Raw genomic sequence first — 14,166 nt, forward strand, 5'->3', positions numbered from 1 at the left:
CGGAAGCATGGTCGGCATGCTGAATGAACGGATCACTGCACGCGAGGGCCGGTCATGAAAGATGAGACGCGGTCGGCCGAGACGCGAAGACTCTCGGTTTTCCGGTCCCTCTGGTCCGGCACCCGGTCTGGGGGCCAGGTCGACGCTGACGCTGCCCGCACCGTCGTCATGCCGGTCATGGGCGTGGTTCCTCCATTTCAGCAAGTCCTACGACGCCTCACCATGGCCCTGGGCGTGCTGCTGGCGACAGTGGCCATCGTCTACGTCGATCGCGGCGGCTACCACGACAATGCCAACGACTCGGTTGATCTTCTCGACGCCTTTTACTATGCGACAGTCACCCTCTCCACCACCGGATACGGCGACATCGTTCCGCATAGCGACAGCGCACGCCTGACCAACATCCTTCTCATTACCCCGTTGCGCGTGCTCTTCCTGATCATCCTGGTTGGCACCACCCTCGAAGTGCTCACCGAACGAACGCGGCAGCAGGCTCGCGTTCACCGCTGGAAGAGCCGCACCCAAGACCACGTGGTCGTCGTCGGCTATGGCACCAAGGGTCGTCACGCCATCGCGACGCTGCTCGGCCAGGGAACCCCCAAAGACAAGATCGTCATCATCGACCCTCAGCAGAAGGCGGTGAATGCCGCCAGCAGTGACGGCTTCGTAGCGGTCCATGGGGACGCGACACGCTCCGAGACACTGCTGCAAGCAGAGGTGCCGCGCGCCGCACAAGTGATCATCGCTCCCGAGCGGGACGACACAGCCACTTTGGTCACTCTCACCGCGAGACAGCTCAATAGGCGAGCCGCCATCGTCGCAGCTGTCCGGGAGGACGAGAACGTACCGCTGATCAAGCAGAGTGGAGCCGATGCCGTAGTAACCAGCTCCAGTTCGGCCGGGCGGCTTCTCGGGCTTTCCACCATCAAGCCTTATGTGGGCACGGTGTTGGAAGACCTGATGACTTATGGCAGCGGGCTTGATTTGTCTGAGCGGCCGGTGACGGACGAAGAGACAGGCCGATCACCCCGCGAGTGCACGGACCAAGTCGTCGCTGTCGTGCGCAGGCGCGAGGTACTGGGCTACGACCACCCAGACGCCGCGACGCTCCGGCCCGGCGATCGGGTGATCACGGTGAGCCGGACGAAGTCACACGGCTGACCAGGCGGGGTTTGTGCTACATCTGGCAAACCGTTGACTCCAGCGGTTCAGCCGCCACTCGTCCCGGGTTCTCTCCGTGAGGACCTCGAGAGTGGTGCCGACCAGGATGATCAGAAAGAGCACGCGTAGCGGCGTCACGATCAGCACATTGGTGAGCCGTGCCCCGTCGCTGTACGGGACGATGTCGCCGTATCCCGTGGTGGAGAGGGTGACCGTCGCGTAGTAGACGCAGTCGAGGAAGTCGACGGAATCGTCAGCGTTGTCGTGATAGCCGGCTCGGTCGGCCCAGACGAGCAGCACCGTAAGAGCGAGCACCCCCAGAGCCATCAGCAGGCGTTTGCCAACCTGGCGCAACGGGCGCTCGACGACGCGGCGGGGGAGTGTCACCCGGCTGGTGACCAGCTGCTCGTCGGCATGCCTGGCCATGGCGTCATGGCCGGGAAGTTTCACGTGAAACATCCTCCCTCGGCGAGGGAGGGTGTCCAGGACGTCCACGGCAGATCGAGGACCTCCAACTCGTCACCGGCCTGCGCCCCACCCGGCGGCACGACGGCGAGTCCATCGGCGGCGGCGATACCGCGCAGCATGGCCGGCCCGTTGTAGTGCAGCGGCACAAGGCGGTCGGCGCGGTGTACGAACGGCACAAGGCGGGTGTCGTACGGATGCCCATGCACCTCATCACGTACGGGCGCGCGATACGGGACGGGCGCCGGGCGGCCGGCGAGTCCGCGCAGTAGCGGCTCGGCAAGCGTGAGGAGCCCGGAGACCGCGGCCAGGGGATTGCCGGGCAGACCTACCAGATGCCTGGCCGGGAGATCGCCGTCCGCCGCGAGCCGGGCCAGCAGCATCGGATGGCCGGGGCGCACCGCGACGCCGTCGACCAGCAGCTCGGCGCCCGCCTTCCGCAGGACCGGGTGGACATGGTCGACCGGGCCCGCGGCCGTACCGCCGGTGGTGAGGATGAGATCGGCATCGGAGGTGGTGACGGCACGGTGGAGGGCTTCGGCGTCGTCACCGAGGCGGCCTGTGCCGACGACATCGACGCCGAGGGCGCGCAGCCAGGGACCGACCATCGGCCCGAGGGCGTCGCGGATGAGGCCGTCGTGGGGGAGTCCGGCAGTGAGCAGCTCATCGCCGAGGACCAGGACTTCGACGCGCGGCCGGGCAACGGTGAGCAGTTCGTCGTAGCCGGCGGCTGCGGCGAGGCCGAGCACGGCGGGGGTCACGAGGGAGGTGGCGGGCAGAAGTTGGTCGCCCGAGCGGCATTCCTGTGCTCGCGGGCGGATGTCCTGACCGGGGATCACCTCGCGCTCGGCGTACAGCTGGCTCTTGTCCGCGTCGGTACGGGCATGCTCGCTGCGGATCACCGCTGTGGCCTCGGGCGGGATACGGGCGCCGGTGGCGATCCGTACCGCAGCCCCGTCGGGCAGCGGCGGGGCTTCACCGTGCCCGGCGAGAATCGAGCCGCCCACTTGAACGGTCCATGGTCCGGGGCCCGCGACGACCCAGCCGTCCATGGCGGAGGAGTCGAACGAGGGCAGATCGCACAGCGCGGTGAGCGGCTCGGCGAGCACCTGCCCGAGGGCCTGATCAAGGGGCACATGCTGAGTACGGGGTGGGGCTGAGCGTCCGATGCGCGCGGCGAGCTCGCGGGCATCGGGCCAGGCGGTGGCCCGATGCCGAGCTGTCGAAGGACCGCCGGCGGGGGCGGACTCTTGGTGCGTCTGGCGGCCGACCAGCGCGAGGGCCTCCTCGACGCCGTCCGACTCGGCCTCGTCGCTCCCGTTGAGAGGGGCACCGGTCACATCTGATCCGTCCGCCGCGTCGAACTCGCGGTCCCGACCGTTCATCCGGCGTCGGCCTGGTCCTGCTCGCCGGGCTTGGCGGGCTTGGCAGACTCGGCAGGGCCCGCTTCCGGGGTGGCCTGTTCGGCCTCCTCCGCCCAGCGCGCGGCGAGCGCGGCCGCCTTACGGGCGGCCTCCGCGACCGCCGCCGGGCCGCCGCTGCCTGCCTGGGCCGCCGCGTACCCCACCAGGAACGTGGTGAGCGGCGCGGCGGGGCGGGCAACGCCGTGGGCGGCGTCCCGGGCCAGGTCGAGCAGAACGCCTGTGTCGACGTCCAGTTCGATCCCGAGTTCGTCCTTGACTGCGGTAATCCATTCGTCCAGCACGTTCCCATGCTCCCGTATACGGGCCCGGGCTGCGGAGATGTCCTCCCAGGTGTCGCAGTCGAAGGAGGCGAGCGGCTCCGCGCCGATCCGGGCGAGGTCCAGTTCCTGCGTCAGCAGACGCAATGGCAGCCCGGTAAGACTCCCGTACTCGGTGGCGAGGAGAGCGAGTTCACGACGCAGCGGTTCGGTGCGGTACGCGGCCACGAGCGGCTGGTCGCGGCCGCCCGCATCGGTGAGCAGCGCCGCCTCACGCCCGCTGGTGCCGAGCGTGCCGATCAGCTGCCGCACCGTCCGCTCCCCCAGGAACGGCAAATCGGCCGAGAGCACGAGAACGGCCTGCGCCTCGACCTGCCGCACCCCTGCGTCCAGCGCGGCCAGCGGCCCGCCGCCAGGGGGTTCCTCGCGCGCCCAGACCACGGGGCGAGCGGTGGCCCGGCGCCGCCCGACGACAACGGTGCGCCCCGCGTCGCGGCACACCCCGAGCACCCGGTCGAGCAGGGCCCGCCCGCCCACGCTCACGGACGGCTTGTCGACCCCGCCCAGCCGCTTGGCGGCACCTCCTGCGAGCACGATGGCGTCATACGCGGTCATGCTTGAAGTATGGGCCGCGATCGCGTGAGCGGGGAGCCCCGAGTGGATCTCTCTTGCACCGATGGGATCTCTTGCAGACCTCGCTTCGCTTGCAGACCTCTCTCGTGGCCTCTTCCTGTGCTGCCGGCCTACAGGCTGCGCAGCAGCACCGCCGGATGTTCCACGCAGTCGGCGACATAGCGCAGGAATCCGCCCGCCGTGCCGCCGTCGCACACCCGGTGGTCGAAGGTGAGCGAGAGCTGAACGACCTGGCGGACGGCCAGTTCGCCCTGGTGCACCCATGGCTTCGGCACGATCCGGCCGACCCCGAGCATCGCCGCTTCCGGGTGGTTGATGATCGGCGTGGAGCCGTCGACGCCGAACACACCGTAGTTGTTCAGGGTGAACGTCCCACCCGTCAGATCCGCCGGAGTCAGCGTCCCCTGCCTGGCCGCCTCCGTCAGCCGTCCGAACTCCTCGCTCAGCGACTCGGCCGAGCGGCTGTCCGCATCCCGTACGACGGGAACGACCAGGCCGCGCTCGGTCTGCGCCGCGAACCCAAGATGCACCGCGGGCAGGCGCACGATCTCCCTGGCGTCCATGTCCACCGTGGAGTTGAGCTCCGGGTGGCGGGCGAGGGCTGCCGTGCAGATCCGGGCGAGCAGCGCCAGGAGCGAGATCTTCGGACCGCCCGCGGCGTTCATCGACGCCCGCGCGGCCATCAGCTCGGTCGCGTCCGCGTCGACCCAGCACGTGGCGTCCGGTATCTCACGCCGACTGCGGGACAGCTTGTCGGCCACGGCTCCGCGTACGCCGCGCAGCGGTATCCGCTCACCGTGCGACGCGGCTGTGGCGACGTGCTCGGGCGCGGCAGGCGCCTCGGCGGCCCGCATCACGGACTCGACGTCGGCCCGCAGGATCAGGCCGTCGGGCCCGGACCCCGTCAACTTGCGCAGATCGAGACCGTGTTCACGGGCGAGGCGGCGGACCAGCGGCGATATGACAGGCACGGGCCCGCCCTGCGCCATGTCCTCGACCGCCACGGCGCGCACTGCCTGCCGCTCGGGCTCCGCAGCTGAGGCCCCAGCCCCGGCCGGGGCCGCCGGCGTCGGCGCAGGAGCCACAGCCGCAGCCGGTGCCGGGACCGCGGCGGGAACAGGCGCGGCGGGCGCGGCGGGCCGGATCCGGCGGCGGCGGGCGGCGGGCGCCCCAGTCCCATAGCCGACGAGAACGTTGCCGGACGACTCGTTCGAGGACCGCGTCGAGCCCAAGGCCCCGGCAGAGCCCGCGGCACCGGAGGAGTCGGAACCAGCCGACTCCACCGCCCCCACCGCGACCGTCAGCAGTGGTGCCCCGACCGGTAGTTCCGCGCCCTCCTCGCCGAAGCGCGCGGTCACCACGCCCCCGTACGGGCACGGCACCTCCACCACCGCCTTGGCCGTCTCGACCTCGACGACCGGCTGGTCGATGGCGACGACATCGCCCACCGACACCAGCCAGCGCACGATCTCGGCCTCGGTCAGCCCCTCCCCGAGGTCCGGGAGCTTGAATTCGAGCACCTGAGCCATCAGCTCCCCGCCTCCCACTGCAGCCGCGCCACCGCGTCCAGCACGCGGTCGACTCCCGGCAGATGGTGCCGCTCCAGCATCGGCGGCGGATACGGAATGTCGAACCCGGCCACCCGCAGTACCGGCGCCTCCAGATGGTGGAAACAGCGCTCCGTCACCCGCGCCGCGATCTCCCCGCCCGGCCCTCCGAAGCCCGTCGACTCATGGACGACGACCGCACGTCCCGTACGCCGCACGGACGCGCAGACCGTCTCGTCGTCGAAGGGCACCAGCGAGCGCAGATCCACGACTTCCAGGTCCCAGCCCTCGGCGGCTGCGGCCTCCGCCGCCTCCATGCAGACCGGCACGGAAGGCCCGTAGGTGATCAGCGTGGCACTGCGCCCCGGGCGCCTGACCACGGCCCGGCCTATCGGCTCGACCGCCGACGGCGCCTCCGGCGACCACGCTGACTTCGACCAGTACAGCCGCTTCGGCTCCAGGAAGACCACTGGGTCGTCGGAGGCGATCGCCGCCCGCAGCAGCCCGTACGCGTCGTCGACCGTGGCCGGCGTGACGACATGGAGCCCCGGAGTCGCCATGTAGTACGCCTCTGACGAGTCGCTGTGGTGCTCCACGCCGCCGATTCCGCCGCCGTAGGGCACACGCACGGTGATCGGCATCGGCATCCCGCCGCGCGTGCGGTTCCGCATCCGCGCCACATGGCTGATCAGCTGCTCGAATGCCGGATACGCGAAGGCGTCGAACTGCATCTCTACGACCGGCCGCAGCCCGTACATCGCCATGCCGACGGCCGTGCCGAGGATGCCCGCCTCGGCGAGCGGCGTGTCCGTACAGCGGTCGTCGCCGAACTCCTTGGCGAGCCCGTCCGTGACCCGGAAGACCCCGCCGAGCGCTCCGACGTCCTCCCCCAGCACGTGAACGGCCAGGTCCTCGGCCATCGCGTCGCGCATCGCGCGCTGCAATGCCTGTGCCATGGATGCGGGCTTCACCGCGGCCGTGGTCATCGCGCCTCTCCCTCCGCGTCCAGCTCGGCCCGCAGCTGCGCCGCCTGCTCCCGCAGCTGACTGGTCTGCTCGGCGTAGACATGCGCGAACAGGTCCATTGGGTCGAGCACCGGGTCGGCGTTCATCCGCTCGCGCAGATCCGCGGCCATCGTCTCGGCCGCGTCTGCCGCCGCCCGTTTGCCGTCCTCGTCGAGCAGTCCTCGCTCCGTCAACTCCCGCTCCAGCAGCCGGATCGGATCATGCGCACGCCAGGCCTCGACCTCGCCCTCGCCTCGGTAGCGCGTCGCGTCGTCAGCGTTCGTATGCGCGTCGATGCGGTACGTCACGGCCTCGATCAGCGTCGGACCGCCACCGCGCCTCGCTCGCGCGACGGCCTCGACGACAACCTCGTGCATCGCGGCCGCGTCGTTCCCGTCGACGAGCCGGCCCGGCATGCCGTACCCCACGGCCTTGTGGGCCAGCGACGGCGCGGCGGTCTGCTTGGCCAGCGGCACCGAGATCGCGAAGCCGTTGTTCTGCACGAGGAAGACGACCGGGGCCTGCCAGACCGCGGCGAAGTTCAGCGCCTCGTGGAAGTCGCCCTCGCTGGTCCCGCCGTCGCCGACCATGGCGAGCGCGACGACGTCGTCCCCCTTGAGCCTGGCGGCGTGCGCCAGCCCCACGGCGTGCGGCAGCTGGGTGGCGAGCGGGGTGCACAGCGGCGCTATGCGGTGCTCATGCGGGTCGTAGCCGGTGTGCCAATCGCCGCGCAGCAGGGTCAGGGCCTGCACGGGGTCGAGGCCGCGCGCCACGGCCGCGAGGGTGTCGCGGTAGCTGGGGAAGAGCCAGTCCCGCTCCTCCAGCGCCAGCGCCGCCGCCACCTCACATGCCTCCTGCCCGGTGCTCGACGGGTAGACGGCGAGCCGGCCCTGCTTGGTCAGGGCCGTGGCCTGGGCGTTGTACCTGCGGCCGAGTACCAGCTGCGCGTACAGCCGCAGCAGCAGTTCGGGGTCGGCCCCGGCTGCGGCGTCCGTGCCGAGCACGCGGTACGGCTCCGGGTCCGGGAGCAGTGGTGCGGGGTCGGTCCGGGGCTTCCACGCCGGGGGCGGGGTGGGCCGGTAGGCGGCGGCACCGGGCAGTTCCTGGACCGTCATGCTGCTCTTTCTCAACGCGAGCACCTCCTCGTGGGAGCGACGACGAAGCGGCCCGAGTGTCGAGCGCCTCACCTACCGATTGTTCGGTCGTGGACGCATTTTGGCTACAGGCACCTTCAGCCTGTGGACAAACGGTTCTCCACAGCCTGAGATGGAGACAGGTCGTCCATGCTAGGAAGGCGGGGGGATATGGCAGCTGAACAAATGGCCGAGGGCGGGGACCGGGCGGAGCAGCCCCCTCCGCCGCGCCCGCTCGACGCCATCGACCGAGACATCCTGCGCATCCTGCAGACGGACGGTCGCGCCTCGATACGCTCCGTGGCCGAGCGGGTCCATGTGTCCCGCGCCAATGCGTACGCCCGGATCAACCGGCTCATCGACGACGGAGTGATCCGCGGTTTCAGTGCCCGTGTGAACCATGAACGCGCAGGTCAGGGCGCATCTGCCTACATCACGCTCAAGATCGTGCAGAACTCCTGGCGCACGGTGCGCGAGCAGCTGCAGGCCCTGCCCGGAGCCGCCCATATCGCGCTGGTCAGCGGCGATTTCGACGTACTGCTGCTGGTGCACACCCCGGACAACCGCACCCTGCGCGAGCTCGTCCTGACCAGGCTCCAGTCGATCCCGGAGGTGCTGTCCACCCGCACGCTGCTGGTCTTCGAGGAGACGGATCTCGACCCAGGGCCGGGGCAGGGGCCGGTTGTCGCGCCCGCTCCGGACGCCGAGCCCGTGTAGGAGCCCTGGCAGCGTCAGGAGCCGCCGACAGCTCTAGGAGTCCGTGCGCAGGCCGTCGAAGGCGAGCCTGACGACCGCCTCGGCGACCTGCTCGCCGTCGTAGCCGCCGCCCGGGTGCGGCCGGTACCACTCGACCAGGGAGTTCACCATGCCGAAGAGCAGCCGGGTGGCCAGCCGGATGTCCATGTCCGCGCGGAGATCGCCGTCCGCCGCCGCAGCCTTCAGCAGATCGGCGACCCGCTGGTCGAACTCCCGGCGCCGCTCCATGGCCCACCGTTCGGTCTTGGTGTTGCCCCGTACCCGCAGCAGCAGCGTCACATAGGGCAACTCAGCCATCAGCACCTCGACGGTGCGCCGGGTGACGTACTCGACCCGCTCGATGGCCCGCCCGCGGACGGCTCCGGGCTCCTCGAGGATCGCGAAGAGCGCGTCGAGCGCCCGGCTGACGGCGCGGCGCAGCAGCTCCTCCTTGCCCGCCACGTGGTGGTAGATCGAGGACTTGGAGATGCCGGCCGCCTTGGAGAGATGCTCCATGGAGGTGCCGTCGTAGCCGCGCTCGTTGAAGATCCGTACGGCTACGGTCAGCAGCGTCTCGGGGGTGTACGTATCGCGCTTGGCGGTGGTCATGAGGCGCCCTTCTGGGAGGTCGCGTACGACCACTGATGGAGCGCGAGGGACCGCGCGTAGCGGCCGGTCGGCACACTCTCGTGGAGATTGCCGAGCAGTTCCCAGGCCCAGTCGCGCCCCAGGCTGTCGTTCCATTCGATGGGCCCCAGGGGGTAGTTGACCCCCAGGCGCATCGCCGTGTCGATGTCATCCTTGGAAGCGACGCCCTTGGCGACCGCGTCCAGCGCCAGATCCCCGAGCATCGCGACGGTACGGGCGACGATCATGCCCGGTACGTCACCTATGACACTGACCTGCTTGCCGAGCGCCTGGAAGAGGCCGGTCGCCTGCTCGAGCGTGTCGTCCCCGACGCGGTCGGCGGCGGACAGGGCGATCCGGGTCGCGGACCGGTAGTCGAGTGCCAGGTCGAAGTAGACGACATCGCGGAATTCAACGGATGTCTGGCCGTCGGCGAGCACCAGCTGACCGCCGCTGGGCAGCACCAGCCGCGTTCCCTTGTCCTCGTCCTTCTGCCGCACCTCGATGCCCGCTTCCCGGATCATCGCGATCAGCTCTCCGGCGGGCTCCAGATCACCCTCGACCACGACGTACTCAGGGGCCCTGGCCGGCTCCGCCGTGTGCGGCGCGGGCTTCGGCGCCCCTTCGGCGTACGAGAACCAGCCGTGGCCGGACTTCCGGCCCAGGCGGCGCGACTCGACGAGACGGCGCTGCGCTAGGGAAGGGAGGAACTTGGAGCTGTGGAAGAAGGACTCCCAGACGGAACGGGTGACGGCCTCGTTGACGTCCTGGCCGATCAGATCGGTGAGCTCGAAGGGGCCCATTTTGAAGCCGCCGGATTCCCTGAGGACCGCGTCGATGGTGGCGGGATCGGTGCCGTGCTCCTCGTACACCGCGAATGCCTCGGCGTAGAAGGGCCGGGCTATGCGGTTGACGATGAATCCGGGCAGGTCGGCGCAGCGCACCGGGGTCTTGCCCCAGGCCGCCGCCGTCGCCCACGCGCGCGTGGCGGTCGCCTCGTCGGTGGCGTGGCCGCTGACGACCTCGACGAGCGGGAGCACGGGCGCCGGGTTGAAGAAGTGCAGCCCGACGAAACGGCCGGGGTGTCTCAGGGCGCCCGCGACGGCCGTGACGGAGAGGGAGGAGGTGTTGGTGGCGAGCAGGCAGTCGTCGGCGACGATCTCCTCCAGCGCCGTGAACAGCTCCTGCTTGACCGCCAGTTGCTCAAGAACTGCCTCGACGACGAGCGCGGCGTCGGCCAGCTCGGCGAGGTTCGCTGCCGGGTGCAGACGGGCCCGTGCCGCGTCGCGCTCGGCGGCGCCCATCCGGCCCTTCTCGACCAGCCGGTCGAGGCGCGCGCCGATGGCGTCCGCGGCTTCGCCGACCCGCCCGGGAACGGCGTCGTAGAGGCGCACGGGATGGCCCGCGGCGAGGGCGACCTGAGCGATGCCCTGTCCCATGGTGCCGGTGCCGACAACGGCGACGGTACGGCTCTGATCGATGGCGGTCATGGCGCGATCCTCCCCGATGAGTTATCCACAGGCTTGACAGGCCCCCTTGTACCGACCGATCGTTCGGTTACTCTAACTCTGTCATTCCTTCCCTGCCCAGCTCGACGAGGAGTTGGTCCTTCATGCAGCTGACCGAGACCCACCGGCCGACGCTCGACCAGGCCCTCGAGGTCATCCGCACCCGCGCCTACTGGTCCCCGCATCCCGAGCACCCCAAGGCGTACGGCGAGACCGCGCCGGCCGACGGACTCGCGGCGTTCGAGGCCCTCCGGGGCACCCGCTTCGAGCTGGACCAGCCGGGCACGGACGGCTGGACGGGCGCCGAAGTCTCGCCGTACGGCCCGGATTTGGGCATCGAGTATCCCCACCCCGACATCGACGTCCTGCTGCCCGCGATGCGCGCGGGCATGGCCGCCTGGCGCGAGGCCGGTCCGCAGACCCGGGCACTGGTCTGCCTGGAGATCCTTTCGAGGATCAGCGCCCGCACCCATGAATTCGCGCACGCGGTGATGCACACCAGCGGGCAGGCCTTCATGATGGCGTTCCAGGCGGGCGGCCCACACGCTCAGGACCGCGGCCTCGAGGCCGTGGCGTATGCCTACGAGGAGCAGACCCGCACGCCCGCGGCCGCCGACTGGTCCAAGCCGCAGGGCAAGCGCGACCCCCTGGAGCTGCGGAAGACGTTCACCACGGCGGGACGCGGCATCTCCCTGCTGATCGGCTGCAACACCTTCCCCACGTGGAACGGCTACCCGGGGATGTTCGCCTCCCTGGCCACCGGCAACCCTGTGCTGGTCAAGCCGCACCCCCGCGCGGTGCTGCCGCTCGCGCTCACGGTGCGGGTCGCCCGCGAGGTGCTGACCGAGGCGGGCTTCGACCCGAACCTGGTCTGCCTTGCCGCCGAGCGACCGGGCGAGGGCATCGCCAAGACCCTCGCGGTACGCCCGGAGATCAAGATCATCGACTACACGGGGTCCACCAGCTTCGGCGACTGGCTGGAGGCCAACGCCCGGCAGGCACAGGTCTACACCGAGAAGGCCGGCGTCAACACCGTCGTCGTCGACTCCACCGACAACTACAAGGGGATGCTGTCCAACCTGGCCTTCTCGCTGTCCCTGTACAGCGGCCAGATGTGCACCACCCCGCAGAACCTCCTCATCCCCAAGGACGGCATCACGACGGACGCCGGCCCCAAGTCGTACGACGAGGTGGTCACCGACCTTGCAGCCTCGGTGGGCGGCCTGCTCGGCGACGACGCCCGGGCGAACGCCCTGCTGGGCGCGCTGGTCAACCCGGATGTGAAGGCACGCCTGGACGGCGCAGCCGGGCTGGGCGAAGTGGCCCTGCCCTCTCGGAAGATCGCCAACCCGGAATTCCCGGATGCTGTCGTCCGTACGCCGGTGATCGTAAAGCTCGACGGCTCGCGGAAATTCTGGGACGGGGCCGACACTGAGGCGGCGTATCTGTCGGAGTGCTTCGGCCCGGTGTCCTTCGCCGTCGCCGTGGACTCGACGGCCGACGCGCTGGAGCTGCTGCGGCGCACGGTCCGCGACAAGGGCGCGATGACGGTCGGCGCGTACACCACGTCGGCGGAGACGGAGCGCGCGATCGAGGACGTCTGTCTGGACGAGTCGGCGCAGCTCTCCCTGAACCTGACGGGCGGGGTGTACGTCAACCAGACGGCGGCGTTCTCCGACTTCCACGGCTCGGGCGGCAACCCGGCGGCCAACGCCGCGCTGTGCGACGGGGCGTTCGTCTCGAACCGCTTCCGGGTGGTGGAGGTCCGCCGCCAGGCCTGAGACTTCGGCGACCTGCGCGTGTGTGCCGACGGCGAGGACCATGCTGTCGGCACACACGTGGGGTCCGTCCGACAGCTGCGCCGTCGCTTACGGGTACGGGATTTCCGCGTACCGCTGCACCCACGCGTGCATGGCGATCGCGCCGCGCCCGGTTTACTGGTACCGGTCGGTGACCATGGCACCGCGCCGGTTCCAGCGCCGCCGGGCCCACGATGTGGATCTCCTTCGCCAGGAAGGCGTTGGCGGTACGCACCACCGACCCAATGTTGAGTGTCGGTTACATAACGGGTCTGGAGAGCTCATCCTGGGAACCTCCCCAGTGGAACAGAGCCATGGCCACGCTGGTCGCAAGGTTGTAGCTCGACACCTGGGGTCGCATGGGAAGGGCCAGCAGCCTGGTTGCCTGGCCTCGAAGTCCGGGTGAGACCCCGTGCCGCTCAGAGCCGAATACGAGCAGCGCGTCACCGGGGATGTCCACAGACCTGATGTCCTCCCCCTCGGGGTCAAGGACATACCGAGGGCCTGGTGGAAGGTCGTCGAAGGCGAGTCGTTCCACAGCGGTGGCGAAGTGGAGACCGGCGCCCGCCCTCACCACGTTGGGGTGCCACGGGTCCATGTCGCCGGTGGTGACCACCCCTGTGGCCCCAAAACCGGCAGCAAGGCGAACCACGGCACCGACATTCCCAAGATTGCGCGGGTTGTCCAGAACGACAATCGGTGCGGTCCGCGGCAGCGTCACCAACCCCGCCACATTTGCCTGACGGCTGCGCCTGGTAGCCAGAGCGACCACCTGCGTCGGGTGAACCCTCGGCACCAGTTCCCGCAGCGTCTGTCCCGGCACCTCGACGACAAGATCCCTGATGCGGTTCGTTACGTCGTCGGCGAGCGAAAGAGCAAGCGCCAAGGTGGCCTCCTTGCTGCTGGTGACCGCGACTCGTACATCCGCTCCGAAACGAAGCGCGTGCTTCAGCGCATGAAAGCCATCGAGCAGCACAGCGTCAGGTGCGGCCTCACTCCACTGCCGTACAGCCCTCGTGGCATCGTCATCGCTCATCGACTCAGGCTACGGTGCAAATCAGCCGCTCAGCCCCGTCGCATAACGCCCGCGAGCTACCGAGTTCGGCACGGTAGATGTGCCGGGTGTCGGCTCCGCCAAGTACGTCATCGAGGCTACGGAGACGAGCTGTACGCCGCTGAAGGTGCTGCACTTGGCGATGCCCGATGCGTCGGCCGGCCGAGCCTCCCGGCTCACGGTCGCACCGGTGGCGATGCCTATAGAAGCTGCGAGGAACCTCCTGCGCTGCACTTCGTCACCTTCGCCTCGCGCCAGCTTTCCCACGTGTCTGTGAGGAGATATTTGGCGGCGCCGGGAGACAGTCGCTTCAGTCGCGCGTCACGACATTGGGGAGCCGATCAGTCGCCCGGCGTTCCATGAGGACCGGCAAATAGGTCACACGTGCATACCGCAGTTCGCTGAAGGCGGTGAGGACTGATCGTCGGACCAGGGCGGAGCCCAAATGGGGATGGGCCATCACCAGCCGCTCCGTCACCTCTCGGATGAGGTGTGCATCCTCGGTCTCCGCCGACATCGTGGACACCCTCCGCCGTGAACAACAGGTTTTGCCACCCTTACGCTTCGCCCTCCATCCAGACAGTGGGTCCCCCGCCGCTTTTCGACACGCTGGTCCGCCCTGAACGGCTGGAATGGCATACCGCTCCAGTGCCGCATCAGGCAACGCCTCGGCGATCCTCGCGACCGGCATGCCCTGCGCGGACAGCAGCACCATCTGGGCCCGCCCGCCAGGTCACCACCGACCCGCTGCCCCGCGGAGGATCCGAACAAGGCGCCGCCGCCCCTCGTCGTCATCGATCTCGCGGGCGTGTACTCGTG

Annotated in this window: 12 protein-coding genes and 2 pseudogenes; 3 read left to right on the top strand and 11 right to left on the bottom strand. The window is 69.7% G+C overall.

Features of this window, described 5'->3' with window-relative positions; all coding sequences use genetic code 11:
* Nucleotides 1-168: 168 nt before the first annotated feature.
* Nucleotides 169-1,161: a potassium channel family protein gene (locus ACH492_RS26570; RefSeq protein WP_398990299.1), complete on the top strand. Its 993-nt coding sequence runs from the start codon at nucleotides 169-171 to the stop codon at nucleotides 1,159-1,161.
* A 39-nt stretch (nucleotides 1,162-1,200) separates the two neighbouring features.
* Here the strand turns inward: ACH492_RS26570 and ACH492_RS26575 are convergent.
* The 6 genes and pseudogenes from ACH492_RS26575 to pdhA form a co-directional block, all read right to left on the bottom strand.
* Nucleotides 1,201-1,620, bottom strand: a pseudogene (locus ACH492_RS26575) (potassium channel family protein); the annotation flags it as partial.
* Nucleotides 1,608-3,011, bottom strand: a complete 1,404-nt coding sequence (locus ACH492_RS26580) for a molybdopterin molybdotransferase MoeA (RefSeq protein ID WP_398990196.1) — start codon at nucleotides 3,009-3,011, stop codon at nucleotides 1,608-1,610. The pseudogene ACH492_RS26575 and the gene ACH492_RS26580, both read right to left, overlap by 13 nt.
* Nucleotides 3,008-3,922: an NTP transferase domain-containing protein gene (locus ACH492_RS26585; protein ID WP_398990197.1), complete on the bottom strand. Its 915-nt coding sequence runs from the start codon at nucleotides 3,920-3,922 to the stop codon at nucleotides 3,008-3,010. Before ACH492_RS26585 ends, ACH492_RS26580 begins: the two co-directional genes overlap by 4 nt.
* 128 nt (nucleotides 3,923-4,050) lie before the next feature.
* Nucleotides 4,051-5,469 (bottom strand): dihydrolipoamide acetyltransferase family protein, encoded by a 1,419-nt coding sequence (locus ACH492_RS26590; protein WP_398990198.1) that lies wholly within the window; start codon nucleotides 5,467-5,469, stop codon nucleotides 4,051-4,053.
* Entirely contained in the window at nucleotides 5,469-6,473 is a 1,005-nt protein-coding gene (locus ACH492_RS26595) for an alpha-ketoacid dehydrogenase subunit beta (RefSeq protein WP_398990199.1), read from the bottom strand. The genes ACH492_RS26590 and ACH492_RS26595 overlap by 1 nt, the downstream gene beginning before the upstream one ends.
* Nucleotides 6,470-7,606 (bottom strand): pyruvate dehydrogenase (acetyl-transferring) E1 component subunit alpha, encoded by a 1,137-nt coding sequence (pdhA, locus tag ACH492_RS26600; protein ID WP_398990300.1) that lies wholly within the window; start codon nucleotides 7,604-7,606, stop codon nucleotides 6,470-6,472. Before pdhA ends, ACH492_RS26595 begins: the two co-directional genes overlap by 4 nt.
* Nucleotides 7,607-7,810: 204 nt before the next feature.
* On the opposite strand from pdhA, the gene ACH492_RS26605 reads away from it, so the two are divergent.
* Nucleotides 7,811-8,341: an Lrp/AsnC family transcriptional regulator gene (locus ACH492_RS26605; RefSeq protein WP_398990301.1), complete on the top strand. Its 531-nt coding sequence runs from the start codon at nucleotides 7,811-7,813 to the stop codon at nucleotides 8,339-8,341.
* Nucleotides 8,342-8,374: 33 nt separating this feature from the next.
* On the opposite strand, the gene ACH492_RS26610 is transcribed toward ACH492_RS26605, so the two are convergent.
* Both ACH492_RS26610 and ACH492_RS26615 read right to left on the bottom strand, forming a co-directional pair.
* Nucleotides 8,375-8,968: a TetR/AcrR family transcriptional regulator gene (locus tag ACH492_RS26610; protein ID WP_398990200.1), complete on the bottom strand. Its 594-nt coding sequence runs from the start codon at nucleotides 8,966-8,968 to the stop codon at nucleotides 8,375-8,377.
* A complete protein-coding gene (locus tag ACH492_RS26615; RefSeq protein WP_398990201.1) occupies nucleotides 8,965-10,476 on the bottom strand; it encodes a 3-hydroxyacyl-CoA dehydrogenase in 1,512 nt (503 codons plus the stop codon). The genes ACH492_RS26610 and ACH492_RS26615 overlap by 4 nt, the downstream gene beginning before the upstream one ends.
* A gap of 122 nt (nucleotides 10,477-10,598) precedes the next feature.
* On the opposite strand from ACH492_RS26615, the gene paaN reads away from it, so the two are divergent.
* The gene (gene paaN, locus ACH492_RS26620; RefSeq protein ID WP_398990202.1) at nucleotides 10,599-12,275 is read left to right on the top strand and encodes a phenylacetic acid degradation protein PaaN; all 1,677 of its coding nucleotides are present in this window, start codon (nucleotides 10,599-10,601) and stop codon (nucleotides 12,273-12,275) included.
* A 156-nt stretch (nucleotides 12,276-12,431) separates the two neighbouring features.
* Here the strand turns inward: paaN and ACH492_RS26625 are convergent.
* The 3 genes and pseudogenes from ACH492_RS26625 to ACH492_RS26635 form a co-directional block, all read right to left on the bottom strand.
* Nucleotides 12,432-12,543 (bottom strand): annotated as a pseudogene (locus ACH492_RS26625) (rRNA methyltransferase); the annotation flags it as partial.
* A 9-nt stretch (nucleotides 12,544-12,552) separates the two neighbouring features.
* A complete protein-coding gene (locus ACH492_RS26630) occupies nucleotides 12,553-13,329 on the bottom strand; it encodes a TrmH family RNA methyltransferase (RefSeq protein WP_398990203.1) in 777 nt (258 codons plus the stop codon).
* 328 nt (nucleotides 13,330-13,657) lie between these two features.
* Nucleotides 13,658-14,062: a three-helix bundle dimerization domain-containing protein gene (locus ACH492_RS26635; RefSeq protein WP_398990204.1), complete on the bottom strand. Its 405-nt coding sequence runs from the start codon at nucleotides 14,060-14,062 to the stop codon at nucleotides 13,658-13,660.
* Between the last annotated feature and the right edge of the window lie 104 nt (nucleotides 14,063-14,166).

It is taken from the genome of Streptomyces sp. NPDC019443, from assembly GCF_044389785.1.
Classification (GTDB): Bacteria; Actinomycetota; Actinomycetes; order Streptomycetales; family Streptomycetaceae; genus Streptomyces.

What these genes read in the sequence shown, in the direction of transcription:
- ACH492_RS26605 (WP_398990301.1), top strand. Translation starts at nt 7,811, where the DNA reads ATGGCCGAGGGCGGGGACCGGGCGGAGCAGCCCCCTCCGCCGCGCCCG.
- ACH492_RS26585 (WP_398990197.1), bottom strand. Translation starts at nt 3,922, where the DNA reads ATGACCGCGTATGACGCCATCGTGCTCGCAGGAGGTGCCGCCAAGCGG.
- paaN (WP_398990202.1), top strand. Translation starts at nt 10,599, where the DNA reads ATGCAGCTGACCGAGACCCACCGGCCGACGCTCGACCAGGCCCTCGAG.
- ACH492_RS26610 (WP_398990200.1), bottom strand. Translation starts at nt 8,968, where the DNA reads ATGACCACCGCCAAGCGCGATACGTACACCCCCGAGACGCTGCTGACC.
- ACH492_RS26595 (WP_398990199.1), bottom strand. Translation starts at nt 6,473, where the DNA reads ATGACCACGGCCGCGGTGAAGCCCGCATCCATGGCACAGGCATTGCAG.
- ACH492_RS26635 (WP_398990204.1), bottom strand. Translation starts at nt 14,062, where the DNA reads ATGGTGCTGCTGTCCGCGCAGGGCATGCCGGTCGCGAGGATCGCCGAG.
- ACH492_RS26580 (WP_398990196.1), bottom strand. Translation starts at nt 3,011, where the DNA reads ATGAACGGTCGGGACCGCGAGTTCGACGCGGCGGACGGATCAGATGTG.
- ACH492_RS26570 (WP_398990299.1), top strand. Translation starts at nt 169, where the DNA reads ATGCCGGTCATGGGCGTGGTTCCTCCATTTCAGCAAGTCCTACGACGC.
- ACH492_RS26630 (WP_398990203.1), bottom strand. Translation starts at nt 13,329, where the DNA reads ATGAGCGATGACGATGCCACGAGGGCTGTACGGCAGTGGAGTGAGGCC.
- ACH492_RS26590 (WP_398990198.1), bottom strand. Translation starts at nt 5,469, where the DNA reads ATGGCTCAGGTGCTCGAATTCAAGCTCCCGGACCTCGGGGAGGGGCTG.
- pdhA (WP_398990300.1), bottom strand. Translation starts at nt 7,606, where the DNA reads ATGACGGTCCAGGAACTGCCCGGTGCCGCCGCCTACCGGCCCACCCCG.
- ACH492_RS26615 (WP_398990201.1), bottom strand. Translation starts at nt 10,476, where the DNA reads ATGACCGCCATCGATCAGAGCCGTACCGTCGCCGTTGTCGGCACCGGC.